The following is a 21,325-nucleotide window of genomic DNA, read 5'->3' on the forward strand; positions in this document are numbered from 1 at the left end:
CGGGGCCGGGCCGGCCGGCACGGGGTTTCGAGGCCCGAGGGCCCGGGCAGACAGGACGCGATGCGGGACTACCACCGGTACGGCGTGCTGGCGCGGCAGCGGCTACGTGCCGGTGCACGGGTCGGGTTCGAGGTGGGCGTCGGCACCGCCAAGGGAGCGATGCGGGACCGCGTACACGGGCTGGCAGCCGAGGCGAGCTTCTGGACGATGATGTCCATGCCGCCGCTGCTGCTGGCCCTGCTAGCCCTGATCGGCCAACTCGGCAGCGTCATCGGGGCCGACACCTCCGGTTGGGTCGCCCGGTCGCTGTTGGACTGGGCCGACGGCGTCTTCACCGACCGCACCATGCAGGAGATCGTCGAGCCGCTGGTGCTGGACACCCTGCGGGAGGGGCATTCCGGTCTGCTGTCCCTCGGGGTGGTCCTCGCCCTGTGGAGCGGCTCGGCGGCCATCAGCAGCTACGTGTCAGCCGTCACCACCGCCTACGAACTGGGCGGACTGCGCAGCTTCTGGCGCTCCCGGCTGCTCAGCCTGGCCATGTACCTCGCCGGACTGGTGATCGGCGCGGTGCTGTTGCCGCTGATCGTGATCGGTCCGGGCATTCTGGGCCGCCTGCTGGCCCGGATCTCCGGCTCCGATCTGAGCTGGTTGGTCACCGCGGCCTACTGGCCGGCGGTGGTGGCGCTCTCCCTCGTCGCCATCACCTCGCTCTATCATCTCGCCGTGCCGGTGCGGACCCGGTGGCGTAAGGACCTTCCCGGCGCGGTGCTCGCGTTGTTGATCTGGGTGCTGAGCAGCGTGGGTCTGCGCCTGTATCTCGGCTCGGACCTGCGCGGCGACGCCGGCCCGGCGGCCGCACCGATCGCGGTCCTGCTGTTCTTCTTCCTCACCGCCCTGGCCGTGCTGATCGGCGCCGAGTTCAACGCCACCATCGACGATCGCTGGCCGGAGCCCGAGACCGAGGAGGGGAGGCGCTCGGCGCGGGAGCGGCAGGCAGAGGGCGAGGGTCGGCGCCGGCCCTCGTCGCCGGCGGTCAGGTGACCGTCGGGTCAGCGGGCATCGAGCACGGCCCGCAGGAAGTCCTGGCTGCGTTCGTGTTGCGGCGCCGTGAAGATCTGCTCGGGCGGGCCCTGCTCGATCACCTGACCCTGGTCGAACATCATCACGCGGTGCGAGACGTCCCGGGCGAAGTTCATCTCGTGCGTGACGATCAGCATCGTGATGTCGGTGCTGTCGGCGATCTCCCGCAGCACGTCCAGCACGCCGACCACCAGCTCCGGATCGAGGGCCGAGGTCACCTCGTCCAGCAGCAGCACCTTGGGTTCCATGGCCAGCGCGCGGGCGATGGCGACACGTTGCTGTTGACCGCCGGAGAGCTGGCTCGGCCGGGCGTCCGCCTTCTCGCTCAGGCCGACCCGGTCCAGCAGGTCCCGAGCCCGCTGCTCGGCCTCGTCCCGTGGCACGTTGAGCACCCGCACCGGCGGCTCGGTGACGTTGCGCAGCACGCTCATGTTCGGAAACAGGTTGAACTGCTGGAACACCATGCCGATGGAACGGCGCGCCCGCCGCAGGTGCTTCTCCTGTGCCGGACGGAGCCGGTCGCCGTCACGCACGTGCCACAGCGGTTCGCCGTCGACCCAGATGTGCCCGCCGTCGGGCCGTTCCAGGGTCATCAGCAGTCGCAGGATGGTGGTCTTGCCGGAGCCGCTCGGGCCGATCAACGTGACGCGTTCGCCCGGAGCGACGTCGAAGTCGAGCTCACGGAGCACGACGTTGTCTCCGTACTTCTTCACCACCCGGTCGAACCGGACGATCGGTTCGGTGGTGGACGACGCTTCGGCGGTCTCGGCGGCGGGTCTAACGTCCAAGGCGGATCTCCAATCGGCGTAGCGCGATGGCGGTGGGATAGCTGGCGGCCAGGAAGATCAGGCCGACGAGCGTGATGGGCTCGACGTAGCGGAAGCTGTAGCCACCGATGGATCGAGCCTGCTGGACCATCTCCGGCACGGTGATCAACGCCAGGAACGGGGTCTCCTTGAACATGGAGATGACGTTGTTGCCGAGGGCCGGCAACACCCGCCTGATCGCCTGCGGGAGCACCACGTGCGACCAGGTGAAGCGCCGGGGAAGCGACAGCGCGGTGCTGGCCTCCCACTGCCCCTTGGGAACTCCGTCGATCCCGGAGCGGTAGATCTCGGCGTAGTAGCAGGCGTAGTGGACGCCGAGACCGAGTACGCCGGTGGTCAGGGCGGGAAGCGTGACGCCGGCCAGCGGCAGCACGTAGAACAGGAAGAACAACTGCACCAGCAGCGGCGTGCTCCGGACGAACTCGATGAATGCCCACACCAGTGGCGAGAGGATCGGCACGCGCAGCCGCCGGATTACGGCGAACACGAGCCCGAGCGACGCGCCGAGCAGAGTGCCGAAGACCGTCGCCACCAGTGTGAACCGCAGGAACGCGGAGAGCAGGTCCGGCAGGATCTCGAGGGCATAGCCCCAGTCCCAGCTCATCCGGCCACCCCCCGCGCGAACCGGGTGCGCAGTCGCCACCTGTCACGGGCGGGCTCCGGCTCGCCGACGGCGGCCTTCGCCCGGCGTTCCAGGATCCGCATCCCGGACGTGAACAGGTACGCCAGCACGAGGTACACCAGGAGCGCGAGGCCGAAAATGTACGCCTCGTGGCCTTCGGCCGCCCGGAAGTCCTGGACCACCGCGGTCACGTCGATCACCGTCACGGTGTAGACCAACGGCGTGGACTTGAGCAGTTGGATGAGGAGGTTGCCGAAGGGGGGAATCATTCCCACCAGCGCCTGGGGCAGGATGACAAGCCGCATCCGCTGATAGGCGGTCATGTTGCAGGCCACGGTCGCCTCCCACTGGGCACGGGGCACCGCGTTGATCGCCCCTCGCACCACCTCGGCGCCGTACGCGCCGAAGTTCAGCGCGAAGGCGACCACTCCCACGGCGAGCGGCTGGAGCGTCCAACCGAAGGCCGGCAGCACGAAGAACAGCCACCACAGCTGCACCAGCACGGAGGTGCCGCGGAAGAACTCGATGAAGAGCCGGGCCACGAACCGCGGCGCCCGCCCCTTGGCCTGCGCGAGCAGGCCGAAGATGAAGGAGACGACCAGTGCCCCGGCGGCGCCCAGCACCGTGACGAGCACGGTGATCCAGACACCGCCGATCAGGTCGTCGACCCAGGGGGTCACGTCGGTGAGGAAGTCCACGACTGGTCCGGGTCAGCCCTGGCAGAGCTTCTCGGTGGTGAGGTCCGCCGGCGGGATCGTCTCCGGGCCGAACCCGAACGGCTCGATCAAGCTCAGCAGCTCGCCCGACTCCTTGAGTTTGGCCAGTTCACCGTTGAACGCGTCGAGCAGATCCTTGTTCTCCCTGCGGAACACCGCCGCACCGGCGCCCAACTGCTCCTTGCCGTCGATGACCGGCGTGAATGGTTCGGTGAGCGTCAGCTTGGCGCCCTGCTCCTGCTCCAGCATGTTGCGCAGCGAGATGCTGGTCAGTGCGAAGGCCTTGATCCGGCCGGCCTTCAGGGCCGACAGCGCGTCGCGCTGGCTGGAGACCTCGACGAGCTCGGTCACCCCCTGCTTGCGGGCGTGGATGCCCTCCACCGCACCGGGCAGCACACCGAGCGGGACGCCGGCGCTCGCCACCGACTTGTAGTCGGTGATCTTCTCCGGGTTGCCGTCCGGCACCAGGAACGCTTGTGGTGCCACGTAGACGGGCTCGGAGAACTGCGCCTGTGCACACCGCTCAGGCAGGATGAACATGCCGGCGGCCACGGCGTCGAAGCGCTTCGCGTTCAGGCCGGGGATCAGCTGCCCGAAGCCGACCTGGACACCGCGGAGTTCCTCGATGCCGAGCGCCTTCCAGATCTTGCCGTGTACGGCGGGCGCCTGGCCGGTGAGGTCACCGCCGTCCTTGAAGGCGTACGGCGCCTCGCCGGCGAACCCGACGGTGAGGTAGCCGCGCTCCTTCGCCTGCGCCAGCAGGCTGCCACCGGTGTCGGTGCCGCCACCGCTCGTGTTCGTCTCCGTGCGCGAGCAGCCGAGCAGGGTGGCCGAGGTCGCCGCGACTCCCGCCGCGGCGGCGAGCTTGAACAGTCCTCGTCTCGATGTTCCTTGACTCAGAGTCACAGCTTCTTCCTTCCAGGTGATCGCCGGCGATCCGTTGGCGCCCGACGGTAACCACGTTCGAGGAAATACGCGAAAATATTTCGTGTTTTGTCATAGGATCTTCATCTCGACCCACCGGTCATGCCTCAACCGCGCACAACTCGGCGAACAGTCGAAGAGCCGCAGGTGGGCACAGGACGCCTCGGCCGTTCGCCGAAGGATTGCGCCGCGGAGCGTGTTCCCGCTCGGTCACGGACGGGTACAGCCGGGGGCGGATCCCGGCACGGTCATGGACGCTCGCGGCACACGTTCGGCACCGCGCGGCACGCAAGCGGCACGAGCCCCGCCGGGGCGGAATGTGCCGCGTCGACACGGGTGGCCCGCGTGCCTCTCACCGACCATACCGAGGTGACTGTCGTGCACCGCCGCGGCTCTGCCGGGGCGCGTCCCGCGCCAGTCCGTCCTGCCGGTCTACGTGGCCACCGCCGCCGGCCCGTCCCGGCCGAACCGACCCACACGCCGGGTTACCCCCGCCGGAGCTCGCCCCTCTGGGTGGCGGTGGCCAGCCCGCCTAGACCGTTTTCGGGCGGTCACGGTCCTTCGACGGCTGGACGCGCTTCGGCTCGCCCGGCATCTTCGGGTATTCCGGCGGGTAGGGCAGGTCGCCGAGGCCGTCTGCGGCGTCCCGCTCGGCCCACTCCAGCAGCGGCGTGATGTCCCACGGGGCGTCGTCGATCGCGGCGTGCGGGTCGCCCCGCTCGGCGAACCGGGCCGGCACGGTGCCCAGGTGGAAGTCGTCCGGGTCGACCCGGGGCAACTCGTCCCAGTCGACCGGGGTGGAGACGGTGGCGCGTGGGTTGGCCCGCAGCGACCAGGCGCAGGCGATGGTGCGGTCCCGCGCCGTCTGGTTGAAGTCGACGAAGACCCGGCGCCCCCGCTCCTCCTTCCACCAGGCGGTGGTGACCAGCTCGGGCCGGCGCCGTTCCAGCTCCCGGGCCAGCGCGATGGTGGCCCGGCGCACCTCGACGAACGTCCAGCGCGGCTGGATCCGCAGGTAGACGTGCACGCCCCGGCCGCCGGAGGTCTTCGGCCAGCCGGGCACGCCCAGCTCGTCCAGCAGCCCGCGCAGCTCGCCGGCGGCGGTAACCGCGTCGGCGAAGTCGGTGCCGGGCTGCGGGTCGAGGTCGACGCGCAACTCGTCCGGGCGGTCGGTGTCGGCGGCGCGCACCGGCCACGGGTGGAAGACCACGGTGCCCATCTGCGCCGCCCAGGCCACGTGGGCCAGGTCGGCCGGGCAGAGCTCGTGCGCCTTCCGGCCGCTGGGAAAGCTGATCTCCGCGGTCTGGACCCACGGGGGTACGCCGCGCGCCGGCACGCGTTTCTGGAAGAACATCTCCCCCTCGATGCCCTCGGGGAAGCGTTGCAGGGTGGTCGGCCGGTCCCGCAGGGCGCGGGTGATCCCCTCGCCCACCGCGAGGTAGTAACGGAACACGTCCGCCTTCGTGAAGCCGCGCTGCGGGAAGATCACCCGATCCGGGCTGCTGAGCCGCACGGCCCGCCCGGCGACCTCGATCTCCTCGACGGCGCTTCTGCTGCCCGCCATCAGGCGACCATATGCGATCCCCCCGACACCCGACGTACCGTGGAGGGGTGAGTCTTTCCGACAACGAACTGCCCCGCACCGAGGACGAGTGGCGGGTCCGGCTGAGCCCCGAGGAGTTCCGGGTGCTCCGCGAGGCCGGCACCGAGGCGCCCTGGACCGGCGAGTACGTCGACACCAAGACCCCCGGCATCTACCACTGTCGGGCCTGCGGGTTGGAGCTGTTCCGCAGCGACGCCAAGTTCGACTCGCACTGCGGCTGGCCCAGCTTCGACGACGCCATCCCCGGCGCGGTCAAGGAGATCCCCGACAACACGCTCGGCATGCGGCGTACGGAGATCCGCTGCGCGCGCTGCGACAGCCACCTCGGGCACGTGTTCGAGGGTGAGGGCTTCACCCCGAAGGACACCCGGCACTGCGTCAACTCGATCTCGGTGCGGCTGGAGCCGAGCGCCGGCTGACCCCGTCCCGCCCGCGCCACTCGCGGAGGGCTCCGGCGATCGGCGGTCACCAGGGTCGACGTACGACACGCCGGGAGCGACTCGCCGTCGGGCCGGACCAGGTTCGCCGGTTTCGGTTGCTCCCACGTGTCCGCTGCCCGACCCTGGGATGACGAGTCCGTTTTCGGGGGGTTTTGCATGGCTACCTGTGAGGTTTGCGGCAACGACTACTGGATGGCGTTCGAGGTACGCACGGTGGACGGCGCCCGGCACACGTTCGACTGCTTCGAGTGCGCGGTGCACAAGATGGCACCGGTCTGCGAGCACTGCCAGATCAAGATCGTCGGGCACGGGGTGGAGGTGTCCGGCCGCTTCTTCTGTTGCGCCCACTGCGCCCGCGCGGTCGAGGGCGACCAGGGCGCCGAGATCCGCGACGCGGTCGGTGCCCGCCCGGCCTGACCGACGCCACTCCGCCGAGGTCGCGGCTCCCACCGGTGGCGGCCACCCCGCGGTCGCGGCCTAGCCTGGTGGGATGCCCGTCGAGTCCCACCAGGCCGGTTTCGCCGAACTGGACGCCCGCACCTTCCACGACCTGCTCCGGCTGCGCATCGACGTGTTCGTGGTGGAGCAGTCCTGCCCGTACCCGGAACTCGACGGCCGGGACGTCGAGCCCGGCACCCGCCACCTGTGGCTGACCCGCGACGGCGCCGTCGTGGCGTACCTGCGGATCCTGGCCGACCCCGACGGCCTGGCCCGGATCGGGCGGGTGGTGGTGGCGCCGGCGGCCCGCGGCGCGGGCCTGGCCGGCGCGCTGATGACCGAGGCGCTGGCCGTGGTGGGCGACCGGCCGTGCGTGCTGGAGGCGCAGACCCACCTGGTGGGCTTCTACGCCGGCCACGGCTTCACGGTGAGCGGCCCCGGCTACCTGGATGACGGCATCCCGCACACACCGATGCGCCGGAAACCAACTAATTGACGTTTGTCACTTTCTGTGGCAGCGTGCGGACCGAGCCGCCACGCGGGAGAGGGCAACTCCCGACAGTCCGGGCGTCGTGCACCGACCCCCACCCGGAGGCTTCACATGTCCACTCCGTACCGCCGTCGGATCCCGCTCGGCGCGGCGATCCTCGGCGTCTGCGCGGTCGTCGCCGCGCTGCTCACCACCGCGTTCTCCGGCCCGGCCTCGGCGCACGGGTCCGTGATCGACCCGGCCTCGCGCAACTACAGTTGCTGGCAGCGTTGGGGCGCCGACTTCCAGAACCCGGCGATGGCCACCCAGGACCCGATGTGCTGGCAGGCCTGGCAGGCGGACCCCTCCGCCATGTGGAACTGGAACGCCCTGTTCCGCGAGGGCGTCGCCGGCAACCACCAGGGCGCCATCCCGGACGGCCAACTGTGCAGCGCCGGGCACACCTCCGCCGGCCGCTACAACGCGCTCGACACGGTCGGCGCCTGGAAGACCACGCCGATCTCCACCAACTTCAAGATCAAGCTGGCCGACCAGGCCAGCCATGGCGCCGACTACATCCGGGTGTACGTGACGAAGCAGGGTTTCAACGCGCTGACCACGCCGCTGCGCTGGAGTGACCTGGAGCAGGTCGGCCAGATCGGCAACACCCCGGCCAGCCAGTGGACGCCGGAGGCGTCGGGCGTGTCGATCCAGGTGCCGGCGAACGCGCCGGGCCGCACCGGGCGGCACATCGTCTACACCATCTGGCAGGCCAGCCACCTGGACCAGTCCTACTACCTGTGCAGCGACGTGGACTTCGGTGGCAGCGGCCCGTCGCCGACCGCGTCCCCGACCACCTCCCCGACCACGTCGCCGACGACCCGCCCGACGACGTCGCCCACGACCAGCCCCACCACGTCGCCCACCGGCGGCCCGACGACGCCGAACCCGGCCGGCGGCTGCACCGCGACCTACCAGATCACCGGCCAGTGGGGCGGCGGCTTCCAGGCCGAGGTGAAGGTGACGAACGGCAGCGGCTCCCCGATCCGCGGCTGGTCGGTGAGCTGGAACTACCAGAACGGCCAGCAGGTCAGCTCGGCGTGGAACGCCACGGTGAGCACGAGCGGAACGCTCGTCACCGCGCGCAACGTCGCCTACAACGGGGCGTTGTCGCCGGGCGCGAGCACCTCCTTCGGCTTCACCGGCACGTCGACCGGCACCAACCCGGTGCCCGGCATCCTCTCCTGCACCACCACCGCCTGACCCGCTCCCTCCCGCCGGTTAGGCGGGGGCCCCGCTTAACACGTGTTGTTAAGCGGGGCCCCCGCCTCTACCAAAAGCGTTAAGCGGGGCCCCCGCCTTTCACGCCAGGCAGGTGACGATGTCGGCGATCGGACGACGGCGGCCGGTGTAGAAGGGGACCTCCTCGCGGACGTGCCGACGGGCCCCGGAGGCACGCAGGTCGCGCATCAGGTCAACGATCCGGTGCAGCTCGTCGGCCTCGAACGCCAGCATCCACTCGTAGTCGCCGAGCGCGAACGAGGCGACCGTGTTGGCCCGCACGTCCGGGTAGCCCCGTGCCATCTTCCCGTGCTCGGCCAGCAACTCCCGCCGCTCGGCGTCCGGCAGCAGATACCACTCGTAGGAGCGGACGAACGGATAGACGCAGAGGTAGCCGCGCGGCTGTTCGTCGGCCAGGAACGCCGGGATGTGACTGCGGTTGAACTCCGCCGGCCGGTGCAGCGCCATCTGCGACCAGACCGGGGTGAGCGCCCGGCCCAGCGTGGTCCGGCGGAACCGCAGGTACGCGTCCTGGAGCGCGTCGCTCGACGACGAGTGCCACCAGATCATCAGGTCGGCGTCGGCGCGCAGCCCGGCCACGTCGTACGTGCCCCGCACGGTCACGTCCTTGCCGGCCAGCTCCGCGAAGAGCGACTCGACCTCCTGGCCGACGTTCTCCCGCAGCGACGGCAGCGGGCTGGTGGCCCGGTACACCGACCACATGGTGTAGCGGATGGTCTCGTTGAGTTCCCGCAGCCGCGCCGCGTTGGTCTGCTCGGTCATGCCGCCGATCCTCCCAGTGCCGTGATGATCTCTTCGGCCGCCGTCTCGCCGGAGCGGACGCAGACCGGTATGCCGACGCCGTCGTAACCGGCCCCGGCCAGCGCCAGCGTCGGGTGGGCGGCGCGCAACGCCGTCCGGGCCGCCGCCACCCGGTCGGCATGCCCCGGCCGGTACTGCGGCAACGCGCCACCCCACCGCTGCACGTGCCGGGCCACCGGTGCGGGCAGCGCCGGGCCCAGCACCGCCGACAGCTCCCGGTGCACGGCGGCGGCCAGGTCGTCGTCGGTGAGCTGGAGGGACGTCTCATCGCCGTACCGGCCCACCGAGGCGCGGACCAGCGCGATCCCGTCGGGCCGGCGCAGATGCCCCCACTTGGTGGTGAAGAACGTGGCCGCCTTGATCAGCAGACCCTCGCCGGCCGGCGCCAGGAAACCGGACAGCTCCGGCAGCTCCGGCCCGGGCAGGGCGAGCGTGACGAGCGCGACGCTCGCGTAGTCGAGCACGCCCACCGTCCCCGCCACCTCGGGTGCCGCGCCGGCGAGCAGCCGGGCCGCCGGCCGGGCCGGCACCGCCAGCAGCACCGCGTCGGCGTCGACGTGCTCGGGGTCCCGGGTCGGGCCGACGGTCAGCCGCCAGCCGGCCGGGGTGCGGCGCAGCTCGCGGACCGCCGCGCCCCGGCGGATCGTCGCGCCACTGGCCCGGGCCGCCGCGTCGACGAGCGTGGTCAGCCCGCCGGCCAGGGTGCCGAAGACCGGCGCGCCGGGCGCGCGCGGCGCGGCGGCCTGCGCGGCGCGTACCGCACCGACGAGCGTGTGCTCGGCGCGGGCCGCGCGGGCCAACGCCGGCATGGTGGTCACCAGGGAGAGATCGTCGGCCCGGCCCGCGTACACGCCGCCGAGCATCGGGTCGACGAGCCGGTCCACCACCGCGTCACCGAACCGCTCCCGGACCAGCCGGCCGACCGCGAGGTCCTCGCCGGGGGCCAGCAGCGGGCGGCCCGCGTCCCGGTCGGCGTCCGCCGCCGGCCGCGCCACCGCCGCCACCTTCGCCAGATCCCCGGGTACGCCGACGAGCGTGCCGCCCGGCACCTGGCGCAACCCGCCGTCGACGAGCAGGGCGGCCTGCCCGACGCTCGGGTGCACGATCTGCCCGGCCAGGTCGAGCCGGCGGGCGAGGGCCACCACCGCCGACTCCCCGCCGGCCGGGTCGCGCATCAGGAACGACTCCGCCCCGAACTCGACCGGGCCACCGGCCAGCGCACCGGTGCGCAGCTTGCCACCGAGGCGGCCGGACTGCTCGTACACGGTGATCTCGGTGCCGGCGGGGGCGCGGTCGCGCAACCGGACGGCGGCGGCCAACCCGGTGATCCCGCCGCCGACGACCGCCACCCGCCACGGACCCGCCACCACGCCCCCTAGCGGGCCGGGCGCGCGGACAGCTCGTGCACCAGCGCGACCACCCGGGTCAGCACGTCGGGGTCGGTCTCCGGCAGGACGCCGTGGCCGAGGTTGAACACGTGGCCGGGGGCCGCCCGGCCCTGCTCGACGATGCGCCGCACCTCGGCCTCCACCACCGGCCAGGGCGCGAGCAGCACGGCCGGGTCGAGGTTGCCCTGCACCGCCTTGTCCGGCCCGATCCGGCCGGTGGCGACGTCGAGCGGGGTACGCCAGTCGACGCCGACCACGTCGGCGCCGGCCTCGCCCATCGCGGTGAGCAGCTCGCCGGTGCCGACCCCGAAGTGGATGCGCGGCACACCGGCGTCCTGGAGCCCGCCGAGCACGTAGGTGGAGTGCGGCAGCACGAAACGGCGGTAGTCGGCCTCGGAGAGCGCGCCGGCCCACGAGTCGAAGAGCTGCACCGCGGAGACGCCGGCGTCGATCTGCACCCGCAGGAACGACAGCGTGACCTCGGCCAGCCGGGCGCAGAGCGCGTGCCACAGCTCCTCGTCGCCGTGCATCAGCGCCTTGGTCCGCGCGTGGGTCCGCGACGGCCCGCCCTCGACCAGATAACTCGCGAGCGTGAACGGCGCGCCGGCGAAGCCGATCAGCGGGGTGTCGCCCAGCTCGGCGACGAGCAGCCGGACCGCCTCGTCCACGTAGGACACGTCGTCGCGGCCGATCAGGGCGATCCGCTCCACGTCGGCGGCGGTACGCACCGGCTCGGCCACCACCGGCCCGGTCCCGGGCACGATGTCCAGGTCGATCCCGGCGGCGGCCACCGGCACCACGATGTCGCTGAACAGGATCGCCGCGTCCACCCCGTGCCGGCGGACCGGCTGAAGGGTGATCTCGGTGACCAGCTCGGGCCGGCGGCAGGACTCCAGCATCGGCACGCTGGCCCGGATCTCCCGGTATTCCGGCAGCGACCGGCCGGCCTGGCGCATGAACCAGACCGGGGTGCGCGGGACCGGCTCACGCCGGCAGGCGCGCACGAACGGCGAATCGGCCGGCCCGCCACGGCGGGGTTCTCCGTCTCGGGCGGCAGTGCCCGTGGTGTCGGTGGTCATCGCGGCAATCGTGCCACGCCCCCCACCGCCCCCCGCGCCCGCCGCCCGCATTTGTGACGTAGAAGGAGGGGGCCCCGCTTAACGCATTCGGTATAGGCGGGGCCCCCGCTTAACACCCCGGGCCGTGCGACGCGCCCGGCGCGCCGTCACCCACGGCGCGCCGGAGGCGGCATAGGCTGCCGGCATGGCCCCCCCGATCGCGCTCCCGGAAACGTTCGCTCGCGCGGTCGCGGGGTTGCGATCGGTCACACCCCGGCCGGAGATCGAGCTGGAGGAGGTCGGCGCGCCACAGCGGCTGGCCCCGTACGCGTTCGCCCTGTCCGCCGCGGTCATGCGCGACGACGACGAGGTGGCCACCGGCCGGCTGATCCTGCTGCACGATCCGGTCGGGCACGAGGCCTGGCAGGGCACCCTGCGGCTGGTCACCTACGTGACCGCCGAGCTGGAGGTCGACCTGGCCAGCGACCCGCTGCTGCCGGGCGTGGGCTGGACCTGGCTGACCGACGCGCTGAACGCGCAGGGCGCCGGGCACCGGGCGATCGGCGGCACGGTCACGCAGACGCTCTCCACCCGGTTCGGCGAGCTGGCCGGGCCGCCCGCCGCCGGCGACATCGAGATCCGCGCCTCCTGGACGCCGCTGCGGGCGGACCTGGGCCCGCACCTGCTCGGCTGGTGCACGCTGCTCGCTTCGACGGCTGGCCTGCCGCCACCCGGCGTCACCGCGCTGCCCACCCGCCGCTCCGCCGGCGCCGCCTGACCACCCCCACCCCCACCCACCCGCACCCCGGCGCCCCCGCACCCCGGCGCCCCGGCGCCCCGGCGCCCCGGCGCCCCGGCGCCCCGGCACCCCGGCACCCCGGCGATCATGAAGTTGACGGCTGTTTCGAAGATCCAGGTCGCCGCCAACCTCATGATCGACCGGGGTCGGGGATGAGGTGAGGGGTTCGGGGGGACAGTCAGAGGTAGTTCTCGGCCTCGTTGCAGACCTTGTCGAGGCCCTTGTTGGCCGCCTCGAATGCCGCCTTGTCGTTGCGCGACGCCGCGGCGAGGGCGGCGGTCAACTTGTTCAGGCAGTCCCCGATGACCTTCTTCTGCCGGGCCTGCTCGTCCCGATCGTTCTTGGTGCCGGTCAGGTCCTGCTCGGTGTCGGCCAGCCGCTCCTGGACCGTCTTCATCTCACCCTTGAGCCGGTCGATCTCCCGCTGGTTCGCCGATATCGTGCCGTCACGCTGGCTGACCTGCTGTTCCGCCTTGGTCAACTTGCTGTTGGTGGTGACGTAGAGAGTGGTCATCACACCGCTGAGGACGACGAGCATTCCGGCGACGAGGCCGAGGACAAGCGCGGTCCGGCCCCGCCCACCGCCGGCCGGCGTACCCGCCGGCGGCCCGTACCCGCCCGGCCCGTATGGGGGCACCACCCCGGGCGGCCCGGACATCGGCTGCGGGTGACCGGCGCCGGAAACCGGGGGTACGGAGACCGGTGGCGCCGACATCGGCTGTCCCGGCATGAGGACCGGGGCCGCGCCGTAGCTCCCCGATCCGGGTCCACCCGGCGCGTAGCCGCCCGACCCGACCGAGCCCGGCACGTAGCCGCCCGACCCGACCGAGCCCGGCACGTCGCTGCCCGATCCGACAGAGCCCGGCACGTAACCACCCGACCCGGGAGCGCCCGGCGAGTAACCGCCCGACCCGGTAGCGGCCGGCGAGTACCCCCCAGACCCGGCCGCGCCGGGCGGGTAACCGCCCGCTCCGGGCTCGCCCGGGGTGTACTGGCCGGGCACGGGCTGCTGGGGTCGAGCGGGCTCGGGCCGGGCCGGCTCGTACGGCGCGGGCGTGGGCCGGTTGCCGTAGACCGTGCCGCCCGGAGGCTGGGGCGGTTGGCCATCCGCTCCGGTCGGTGGCTGGGACATGTCGTTCCTCCAGATGTGCTGGTCCCCGTGGGGGCGGGCCGAGGTCGAGCCACCGATCAGCAGAGCTCGAACCGGTCGCATGCGGTCTTGATCGGCACCGCCAGGCCGATCCCTTCGGCGTCGCGGGCCTTGGCCGTGGCGATGCCGACAACTTCCTTCGACCCGTTGATCACCGGACCGCCGGAGTTGCCGGGATTGATCGGCGCGTCGAACTGGATCACCGGGCCGGAGGCCCTCTCGTCCTCGCGGAAGGCGCTCACCACACCCGTGGTGACGCTGTCCTGGAGCCCGAGCGGGGCGCCGACCACCACGATCTGCTGGCCGGACTTGACCGGCGCACGCGCCGCGACCAGCCCGCCGAACTTCGCGGTGGTGCGCAGCTGCGCCAGGTCCTTGTCCTTGTCGGTGTCGATGATGGTCGCCTCGAACCGCTGGTCGGTGCGCTCCAGGAACACCTTGCGCTCGCCCGCGGCGAAAACCGACTCCACCACGTGGAAGTTGGTGAGCAGCGTGGTGCCCCCGCCGGACGGGGCCTTGCCGATCGCGAACGCCGTACCGGTGAACTGACCGGCCCGCACCCGGAACACGCTCGGTAGCACCGCGCTCGCCACCGCCTCCGGGTTGAAGGCGGCGCCGGCCTGCTTCTCCAGGCTCCCGGCGCGCTGCTCCAGCCCGTCGAGCCGGCGGGCGTCCACGCCCTGGGCCTCCGCGGACCGCCGGTCGGCGGCGGCGAGTCGGTCGTCGAGCCGGTGGATCTGGTACGCCTGCACGCCCGTGATCACCGCCAGTACGCCGGCCAGCGCCAGCGCCACCAGCGGCAGCGCGCCACGACGCCGGGGCCGCTCGGGATGGCCGGCGAGCGGCGGTACGCCGAACCCGGATTGCCCGGGACCGCCGGCCGGTGGGCCCGGATGGGCAACACCCGGCCCCGGATGGCCCGGGTAGGCAGGGCCGGAGACCGGCTGACCCGACCCGGGCTGACCCGGGTAGGCAGGGCCGGAGACCGGCGACCCGGGGTGCGGCGCTCCGGCGGCCGGCCGCTCCGGGTACGGGGGCGCCGGTTGGGCCGGGTACGACGCCCCGGCAGGCTGCCCTGCACGTGCGGGTCCGGAATTCGGCCGGGCCGGATACGCCGGACCCGAGGACGGATAGGCCGCGCCCGGGGTGGGCTGCGACCCCGAACCAGGGGACGGCTGGGTCGGAACGACGGGCGATGCCGCGCGGGCTCCCCCGGCCGGCGGACCGGCGTGGTCGGCCGGGGCGGGATACGTCGTGCCGGGACCTCGGTGACCGGCGCCGAAGGTCGGGTGGGCGGGCGACGCGCCCGCACCGGACGCCGGTCGCCCCGGATAGCCGCCGCCCCACGCGGAGCCGGGTGGGACGATGCGCGGCGGGAGCGGCCCCGGCCGGTCTGTCCCGTCGCCGTCCTGCCCCGGCACGCCGTCAACGGTTCCGTACCCGCCTGCCATGATCGCCCGTCCTCCCCGCCGGCTCCGCCGACGTCCGACCGCTGTCCCGGCCGCCCCCGCGCTGCTCACGGCTCGATGGACCGTACCGGCGGGAACAGGGTTTGTCTTCCCCGTTGTCCGACCCTGTCACGCATGCGCAACCCGTCACGTTCCGGACAACCGACGGACATCCGTTCGACACGCGCCGGACCCGGCTGCGCGCGCCGCGTCGTCCGGCCCACTAGGGTTGTCAGGTGACCGACGAACCACCCCTGCGCCGTCGGGCCGCTGAAAGCCGTACGGGAGAGGTGTCTCCGCATCCGTCGTCGGCCGTGCCGGAGCCGGCGGACGCGGGGACCGAGACCGACCCGGGCGCAGCCGTCCCGCTGACCGCTCCGCGCGATGGCACCCCCACGCCGGTGGCCACCTCGACCGAGCTCGACGAGGTGGTGGCCCGTTTCGCGGCCGGCACCGGCCCGGTGGCGCTGGACGCCGAGCGCGCCTCCGGTTACCGCTACAGCCAGCGGGCCTACCTGGTGCAGCTGCGTCGGGCGGGCGCCGGCACCGCGCTTGTCGATCCGCTGCCGCTGCCGGACCTGTCCGCCCTGGACGCGGCGATCGCCGAGGCCGAGTGGGTGCTGCACGCCGCCAGCCAGGACCTCGCCTGCCTGGCCGAGGTGGGGTTGCGTCCGCGCCGGCTGTTCGACACCGAACTGGCCGCCCGGCTGGCCGGGTTCGACCGGGTCGGCCTGGCCGCGCTGACCGAACAGCTGCTCGGTTTCAGCCTGGAGAAGCACCATTCCGCGGCGGACTGGTCCAGCCGGCCGCTGCCGGAGTCCTGGTTGACGTACGCGGCACTTGACGTGGAACTTCTGGTCGACCTGCGCGACGTGCTGGACGCCGAACTCGAACGGCAGGGCAAGTCGGGCTGGGCGGCGGAGGAGTTCGCCGCGCTGGTGCGCAACGGCGCCCGCCCGCCCCGGGTCCGGGCCGAGCCGTGGCGACGTACGTCCGGGATCCATCGGGTACGCGGCGCCCGCGCCCAGGCCCGCGTCCGTTCCCTCTGGTACGCCCGGGACCAGATCGCGTCCCGGCGGGACGCCGCCCCGGGCCGGGTGCTGCCGGACTCGGCGATCGTGGCGGCGGCCGAGCTGGATCCGAAGGACGAGAAGGCCCTGCTGACCCTGCCCGGGTTCGGTGGTCGCTCGGTGCGCCGGCTGGCGCGTACCTGGTTGGCGGCGTTGGACGACGCACGCCAACTGCCGGACGACGCGCTGCCGGTGAGCCCGACGGTGGAGGGCCCGCCCCCGCCGCACCGGTGGGCGGAGCGCGACCCGGTGGCGGCGGGCCGGCTGGCCCGCTGCCGGGAGGTGGTGGTCGGCACCGCTGCGGCGCACCGGCTGCCGGCGGAGAACCTGATCGCGCCGGATTCGATCCGTCGGGTGGCCTGGCAGCCGCCGGAGGAGATCACCGACGACACCGTCGCGGAGGCGCTGCGTACCCTGGGCGCCCGCGAGTGGCAGATCACGCTGCTCCTGCCCGCGCTCACCGGGGCTCTGCACACCCCCTGATCCCGGGCGTGGGTGTGGGGTGGGCCACACGGGGGGTGGTGACGCCACTGGTTACTGGCGAGTAGCATCCGGGGAAATGGCAAGTGCCGAGGGAGGCTCCAAGTGCCCCGTGAAGTTCGAGATGTCGTCTTCGTCGACGGCGTCCGTACCCCGTTCGGCAAGGCGGGTGGGATGTACGGCAACACCCGCGCCGACGACCTGGTGATCCGCTGCATCCGTGAGCTGATGCGCCGCAACCCGCAGCTGCCGCCGGAGAAGGTGGAGGAGGTGGCGATCGCCGCCACCACCCAGATCGGTGACCAGGGCCTGACCATCGGCCGCACCGCCGCCCTGCTGGCCGGCCTGCCCAAGACGGTGCCCGGCTTCGCCATCGACCGGATGTGCGCCGGCGCCATGACCGCCGTCACCACTGTCGCCTCCGGCATCGCCGTGGGCGCGTACGACGTGGCGATCGCCGGCGGCGTCGAGCACATGGGCCGCCACCCGATGGGCGAGGGCGTCGACCCCAACCCACGGATCGTCGCGGAGAAGCTCGTCGACCCGTCCGCCCTGGTGATGGGCGCCACCGCGGAGAACCTGCACGACCGGGTCCCGCACGTCACCAAGGAGCGCACCGACGCGTTCGCGCTCGCCTCACAGCAGAAGACCGCCAAGGCGTACGCCGATGGCAAGCTCCAGGGCGACCTGGTGCCGGTCGCGGTGCGCGACGACGAGGGCGGCTGGGGCCTGGCCACCGTGGACGAGGCGCCCCGGGACACCTCGATGGAGAAGCTGGCCTCGCTGAAGACCCCGTTCCGCCCGCACGGCAAGGTCACCGCGGGCAACGCCGCCGGCCTGAACGACGGCGCCACCGCCGCGCTGCTCGTCGCCGAGGAGACCGCTCGCGAGCTGGGCCTGCCGGTCGGCATGCGGCTGGTGTCGTACGGCTTCGTCGGCGTCGAGCCCGAGGTGATGGGCGTCGGCCCGATCCCGTCGACCGAGAAGGCGCTGCGCATCGCCGGCCTGAGCATCGACGACATCGGCCTGTTCGAGCTGAACGAGGCGTTCGCGGTGCAGGTGCTCGCGTTCCTCGACCACTTCGGCATCGCCGACGACGACCCCAGGGTCAACGCCTGGGGCGGCGCGATCGCCATCGGTCACCCGCTCGCGTCCTCCGGCGTCCGGCTGATGACCCAGCTCGCCCGGCAGTTCGCCGAGCACCCGGAGGTCCGCTACGGCCTCACCGCCATGTGTATCGGCATCGGCATGGGCGGCACCGTGATCTGGGAGAACCCGCACTGGGAGGGCGACAAGTGAAGGCACCGAACGAGGTCGTCACCAGGGCGCTGCTGCGTCAGGTGACCGTGCCGGGGCTGGACCGGCCCGCCGCCCTCATCACCCTGGACAACGGCTTCGACCACACCAAACCGAACACCTTCGGTCCGGACGGCCTGACCAGCCTGGACGAGGCGATCACCGCCGCGCTGGCGGCGAACCCGGCGTTCGTCGCGGTCACCGGCAAGCCGTACATCTTCTGCGTGGGCGCGGACATCGTCGGCCTGCCGGCGCTGGCGAACCGCGAGCAGGCGCTGGAGATCGGCCGGCTCGGCCACCGGGTCTTCGCCCGGCTCAAGGACAGCGACGTGCCGACCTTCGCGTTCGTCAACGGTGCGGCCATGGGCGGCGGCCTGGAGCTGGCCCTGCACTGCCACTATCGGACGCTGTCCGCCGGCGCGGCGGCCCTGGCGCTGCCCGAGGTCTCGCTCGGCCTGGTGCCCGGCTGGGGCGGCACCCAGCTCCTGCCGAACCTGATCGGCATCCCGGCCGCCACCCAGGTGATCCTGCAGAACCCGCTGATGCAGAACAAGATGCTCAAGCCGAAGCAGGCCGCCGAGATGGGCATCGCGGACGTGCTGCTGGAGCCCGCCGACTTCCTGGAGCGGTCCCTGGAATGGGCCGCCGGCGTGGTCCGGGGCGAGGTCACGGTGAGCCGGCCCGAGGTCGACAGAGACATGTGGGCGGGTGTGCTCTACTTCGCCCGGCAGACCCTCGACCAGCGGCTGCACGGCGCGGTCCCGGCCGCGTACAAGGCGTTGGACCTGCTGGAGACCGCGAAGGACGCGGATTTCGCCGCCGGCACCGCGGCCGAGGACGAGGCGCTTGCCGACCTGGTCTTCTCCGAGGAGCTGCGCAGCGGTTTGTACGCCTTCGACCTGGTGCAGCGGCGGGCCAAGCGCCCGGCCGGCGCGCCGGACAAGGGCCTTGCCCGGCCGGTGACCAAGGTCGGCATCGTCGGCGCCGGCCTGATGGCCAGCCAGCTCGCGCTGCTGTTCGCCCGCCGCCTCCAGGTGCCGGTCGTGATGACCGACCTCGACCAGGCGCGCGTGGACAAGGGCGTGGCCTACGTACACACCCAGGTCGAGAAGGCCGTGAGCAAGGGCCGGATGGACAAGGGCACCGCCGCCAAGCTGTACGGCCTGGTCAGCGGCTCGGTCGACAAGTCCGTGTTCGCGGACGCCGACTTCGTCATCGAGGCCGTCTTCGAGGACCTGTCGGTCAAGAAGCAGGTCTGGGCCGAACTGGAGAAGATCGTCAAGCCGGAGGCGGTGCTCGCCACCAACACCAGCTCGCTGTCGATCACCGAGATGGCAGCCGACCTGGAGCACCCGGAGCGGGTCGTCGGCTTCCACTTCTTCAACCCGGTCGCGGTGCTGCCGCTGCTGGAGATCGTCCGCGGCGAGCGGACCGACGACGCCACGCTCGCCACCGCGTTCGCGGTCGGCAAGCAGCTCAAGAAGTCGTCGGTACTGGTGAAGGACGCCCCGGCCTTCGTGGTCAACCGGCTGCTGACCCGCTTCCTCGGCGCCGTCTTCGCCGCCGTCGACGCCGGCACGCCGCTGGACGTGGCGAACAGCGCGCTCGATCCGCTGGGCCTGCCGATGCGTCCACTCGCGCTGCTCCAACTCGTCGGACCGGCCGTGGCGTACCACGTGGGTGGCACCCTGCACGAGGCGTTCCCGGACCGCTTCGCCGTCAGCGAGAACCTCAGGCGGATCGCCGACTCCGGCCAGCCGATCGTGGTCGACGACCAGATCAACGACGAGGTAGCGAAGCTGCTCGTGGTCGGCGACCAGCCGCTCACCGGCGAGCAGGTCCGGCAGAACGCGCTCGACGCGCTGGCCGAGGAGATCCGGCTCATGCTCGACGAGGGTGTCGTCGCCGAGGCGCAGGACCTCGACCTGTGCATGATCCTCGGCGCCGGCTGGCCGTTCCATCTGGGCGGCGTCACGCCGTACCTCGATCGGACCGGCACGTCCGAGCGGGTGACCGGCCGGCGGTTCCTGCCGCGCGGGGTGGCCAGCCTGCGCTGACCCGATCCGCGACCGATCGCGGTGGCCGGGCCGTCCGGAACGGACGTGCGGCCACCGCGATCGGCGTTCCGGTCCCGGCCACGCGTCCCGGCCTGGTCACACCGGCCCTTGGGGCGGACGGCGGGCCGTCGGCGGCGGTAGCTACCATCACGCGTCCAGCATTCTCACCGGAGCCGCCCTCATGTCCCAACCGCCGTTCAATCCCTACCCCGGCACCACTCCCCCGCCGCCGCAGCAGCCCGGTGGATACCCGCCGCCGCAGCCGCCCGGTGGATACCCGCCGCCGCAGCCGCCGTACGGCGGTGACCAGCTCGGCGCCCCGCCGAAGAAGAAGTTCGGGGCCGGCAAGATCCTGCTGATCGTCCTGGCGGCCGTCCTGGTGCTCTGCCTCGGCGGCGGCCTCGTCCTCTGGCTCGTCGCCGGCGACGAGGTCAAGGACGTCGTCGCCGCCACCAGGACCCGCGTCGTCGAGCCCACGACGCTCGGCGGCCGGTCGAAGGTCAGCGAGCCCCAGCTCCAGTCCCTCGCCTCGCAGATGAAGAACGACCTGAGCAAGGACGTGCCGAACGCGACGAGCACGGCGGGCGCCTTCTACGGCGACCCGGAGAAGAAGGACCTGGTCATGATCGTCGGCGTCTCCGGCGTCATCGCCGACCCGAAGAAGGAGATGGCGGACGCCATCACCGCGATCACCCCGGAGCTGGGCGCGAAGGAGTTCAAGGCGGTCGACGCCGGGCCGCTCGGCGGCGACGCCGAGTGCGGCGACGGCAAGGCGCAGGACATCCCGGTGGGCGTCTGCGTCTGGGCCGACAAGGGCAGCCTCGGCATGGTGGTGGCCTATTTCAAATCCGCGACCGAACTCCAGTCCGAGTTCGTCGACCTGCGCGGTGAGATCGAGAAGAAGGACTGACACCGCCCGGAGCGCCGGACCCCCGCCGTCGGCGGGGGTCCGGCGCCGTTTCCGGGTCAGGCCGACGCGGCGCGTTCCGCCTCGCCGCGGCAGACGCAGAACTCGTTGCCCTCCGGGTCGGCGAGCACCACCCAGCCGGTGCCGTCCGGCCGGCGCCGGTCGGCGACCACCGTGGCGCCGAGGTCACGCAGTCGCGCGACCTCGGAGTCCCGGGTGCCCTCGGCCGGCTGCAGGTCGAGGTGGAACGCGCCCTTGCCGTGCCGCTCGCCCACCTCGACGAAGAGCAGGTCGGGGCCGTGCCCGTCGGGCGAGACGAGGACGGCCTCCGGGTCGCCCGGGAAGTCGTCGTCGGCCAGTTTGCGGTCGAGCACCCGGGCCCACCAGGTGGCCAGGGCGTACGGGTCGTCGGATTCGACTGTCACGCAGTGGATCTGTGCACGCACGGTG

At 72.5% G+C, this 21,325-nt stretch carries 21 protein-coding genes; 10 read left to right on the forward strand and 11 right to left on the reverse strand.

Annotated elements, in window-relative coordinates; genetic code table 11:
- The first annotated feature begins 60 nt into the window (after positions 1 to 60).
- Positions 61 to 1,041 (forward strand): YihY/virulence factor BrkB family protein, encoded by a 981-nt coding sequence (locus O7602_RS20440; RefSeq protein ID WP_281584234.1) that lies wholly within the window; start codon positions 61 to 63, stop codon positions 1,039 to 1,041.
- A gap of 8 nt (positions 1,042 to 1,049) precedes the next feature.
- On the opposite strand, the gene ehuA is transcribed toward O7602_RS20440, so the two are convergent.
- The 5 genes from ehuA to ligD all read right to left on the reverse strand — a co-directional run bounded on the left by ehuA (position 1,050) and on the right by ligD (position 5,733).
- Positions 1,050 to 1,868: an ectoine/hydroxyectoine ABC transporter ATP-binding protein EhuA gene (ehuA, locus tag O7602_RS20445; protein WP_281584235.1), complete on the reverse strand. Its 819-nt coding sequence runs from the start codon at positions 1,866 to 1,868 to the stop codon at positions 1,050 to 1,052.
- The gene (ehuD, locus tag O7602_RS20450; protein WP_281584236.1) at positions 1,858 to 2,511 is read right to left on the reverse strand and encodes an ectoine/hydroxyectoine ABC transporter permease subunit EhuD; all 654 of its coding nucleotides are present in this window, start codon (positions 2,509 to 2,511) and stop codon (positions 1,858 to 1,860) included. The genes ehuA and ehuD overlap by 11 nt, the downstream gene beginning before the upstream one ends.
- The gene (gene ehuC / locus O7602_RS20455; protein WP_281584237.1) at positions 2,508 to 3,227 is read right to left on the reverse strand and encodes an ectoine/hydroxyectoine ABC transporter permease subunit EhuC; all 720 of its coding nucleotides are present in this window, start codon (positions 3,225 to 3,227) and stop codon (positions 2,508 to 2,510) included. The genes ehuD and ehuC overlap by 4 nt, the downstream gene beginning before the upstream one ends.
- A gap of 12 nt (positions 3,228 to 3,239) precedes the next feature.
- Positions 3,240 to 4,151: an ectoine/hydroxyectoine ABC transporter substrate-binding protein EhuB gene (gene ehuB / locus O7602_RS20460; RefSeq protein WP_281584238.1), complete on the reverse strand. Its 912-nt coding sequence runs from the start codon at positions 4,149 to 4,151 to the stop codon at positions 3,240 to 3,242.
- 550 nt (positions 4,152 to 4,701) lie between these two features.
- The gene (ligD, locus tag O7602_RS20465) at positions 4,702 to 5,733 is read right to left on the reverse strand and encodes a non-homologous end-joining DNA ligase (protein ID WP_281584239.1); all 1,032 of its coding nucleotides are present in this window, start codon (positions 5,731 to 5,733) and stop codon (positions 4,702 to 4,704) included.
- A gap of 47 nt (positions 5,734 to 5,780) precedes the next feature.
- On the opposite strand from ligD, the gene msrB reads away from it, so the two are divergent.
- The 4 genes from msrB to O7602_RS20485 all read left to right on the forward strand — a co-directional run bounded on the left by msrB (position 5,781) and on the right by O7602_RS20485 (position 8,382).
- Complete coding sequence (gene msrB / locus O7602_RS20470) at positions 5,781 to 6,191, forward strand: peptide-methionine (R)-S-oxide reductase MsrB (protein WP_281584240.1); 411 nt, start codon at positions 5,781 to 5,783, stop codon at positions 6,189 to 6,191.
- Positions 6,192 to 6,368: 177 nt separating this feature from the next.
- Positions 6,369 to 6,629 (forward strand): Prokaryotic metallothionein, encoded by a 261-nt coding sequence (locus tag O7602_RS20475; RefSeq protein ID WP_281584241.1) that lies wholly within the window; start codon positions 6,369 to 6,371, stop codon positions 6,627 to 6,629.
- 73 nt (positions 6,630 to 6,702) lie between these two features.
- Positions 6,703 to 7,146: a GNAT family N-acetyltransferase gene (locus O7602_RS20480; protein ID WP_281584242.1), complete on the forward strand. Its 444-nt coding sequence runs from the start codon at positions 6,703 to 6,705 to the stop codon at positions 7,144 to 7,146.
- Positions 7,147 to 7,251: 105 nt separating this feature from the next.
- Entirely contained in the window at positions 7,252 to 8,382 is a 1,131-nt protein-coding gene (locus O7602_RS20485) for a lytic polysaccharide monooxygenase (RefSeq protein WP_281584243.1), read from the forward strand.
- A 99-nt stretch (positions 8,383 to 8,481) separates the two neighbouring features.
- Here the strand turns inward: O7602_RS20485 and hemQ are convergent, their stop codons facing one another.
- From hemQ to hemE, 3 genes are read right to left on the reverse strand one after another with little or no spacing between them, the layout of a single operon-like run.
- Complete coding sequence (hemQ, locus tag O7602_RS20490) at positions 8,482 to 9,183, reverse strand: hydrogen peroxide-dependent heme synthase (protein WP_281584244.1); 702 nt, start codon at positions 9,181 to 9,183, stop codon at positions 8,482 to 8,484.
- Entirely contained in the window at positions 9,180 to 10,589 is a 1,410-nt protein-coding gene (hemG, locus tag O7602_RS20495; RefSeq protein ID WP_281590429.1) for a protoporphyrinogen oxidase, read from the reverse strand. Before hemG ends, hemQ begins: the two co-directional genes overlap by 4 nt.
- An 8-nt stretch (positions 10,590 to 10,597) precedes the next feature.
- Positions 10,598 to 11,689: a uroporphyrinogen decarboxylase gene (hemE, locus tag O7602_RS20500; protein WP_281584245.1), complete on the reverse strand. Its 1,092-nt coding sequence runs from the start codon at positions 11,687 to 11,689 to the stop codon at positions 10,598 to 10,600.
- 184 nt (positions 11,690 to 11,873) lie between these two features.
- On the opposite strand from hemE, the gene O7602_RS20505 reads away from it, so the two are divergent.
- On the forward strand, positions 11,874 to 12,446 hold the full coding sequence (locus tag O7602_RS20505; protein WP_281584246.1) for a DUF3000 domain-containing protein: 573 nt from the start codon (positions 11,874 to 11,876) through the stop codon (positions 12,444 to 12,446).
- A 199-nt stretch (positions 12,447 to 12,645) separates the two neighbouring features.
- On the opposite strand, the gene O7602_RS20510 is transcribed toward O7602_RS20505, so the two are convergent.
- Together O7602_RS20510 and O7602_RS20515 are read right to left on the reverse strand one after the other, a co-directional pair.
- Positions 12,646 to 13,182, reverse strand: a complete 537-nt coding sequence (locus tag O7602_RS20510; protein ID WP_281584247.1) for a hypothetical protein — start codon at positions 13,180 to 13,182, stop codon at positions 12,646 to 12,648.
- A 473-nt stretch (positions 13,183 to 13,655) separates the two neighbouring features.
- Positions 13,656 to 15,068 (reverse strand): trypsin-like peptidase domain-containing protein, encoded by a 1,413-nt coding sequence (locus O7602_RS20515; RefSeq protein ID WP_281584248.1) that lies wholly within the window; start codon positions 15,066 to 15,068, stop codon positions 13,656 to 13,658.
- Between the two features lie 233 nt (positions 15,069 to 15,301).
- Here O7602_RS20515 and O7602_RS20520 point away from each other — a divergent pair, with 233 nt between their 5' ends.
- The 4 genes from O7602_RS20520 to O7602_RS20535 all read left to right on the forward strand — a co-directional run bounded on the left by O7602_RS20520 (position 15,302) and on the right by O7602_RS20535 (position 20,878).
- Positions 15,302 to 16,618, forward strand: coding sequence for a ribonuclease D (locus O7602_RS20520; RefSeq protein ID WP_281584249.1), 1,317 nt, complete (start codon positions 15,302 to 15,304; stop codon positions 16,616 to 16,618).
- Positions 16,619 to 16,720: 102 nt separating this feature from the next.
- Positions 16,721 to 17,914 carry a thiolase family protein gene (locus tag O7602_RS20525; protein WP_281584250.1) on the forward strand — a complete coding sequence of 398 codons (1,194 nt, stop codon included), beginning with the start codon at positions 16,721 to 16,723 and terminating at the stop codon, positions 17,912 to 17,914.
- A complete protein-coding gene (locus O7602_RS20530) occupies positions 17,911 to 19,968 on the forward strand; it encodes a 3-hydroxyacyl-CoA dehydrogenase NAD-binding domain-containing protein (protein ID WP_281584251.1) in 2,058 nt (685 codons plus the stop codon). The genes O7602_RS20525 and O7602_RS20530 overlap by 4 nt, the downstream gene beginning before the upstream one ends.
- Before the next feature lie 181 nt (positions 19,969 to 20,149).
- A complete protein-coding gene (locus O7602_RS20535) occupies positions 20,150 to 20,878 on the forward strand; it encodes a hypothetical protein (RefSeq protein WP_281584252.1) in 729 nt (242 codons plus the stop codon).
- Positions 20,879 to 20,934: 56 nt separating this feature from the next.
- Here O7602_RS20535 and O7602_RS20540 read toward each other — a convergent pair whose 3' ends face one another.
- Complete coding sequence (locus O7602_RS20540) at positions 20,935 to 21,321, reverse strand: VOC family protein (protein WP_281584253.1); 387 nt, start codon at positions 21,319 to 21,321, stop codon at positions 20,935 to 20,937.
- Positions 21,322 to 21,325: the final 4 nt, after the last annotated feature.

Source organism: Micromonospora sp. WMMD1128 (assembly GCF_027497235.1).
Taxonomy (GTDB): domain Bacteria; phylum Actinomycetota; class Actinomycetes; order Mycobacteriales; family Micromonosporaceae; genus Micromonospora.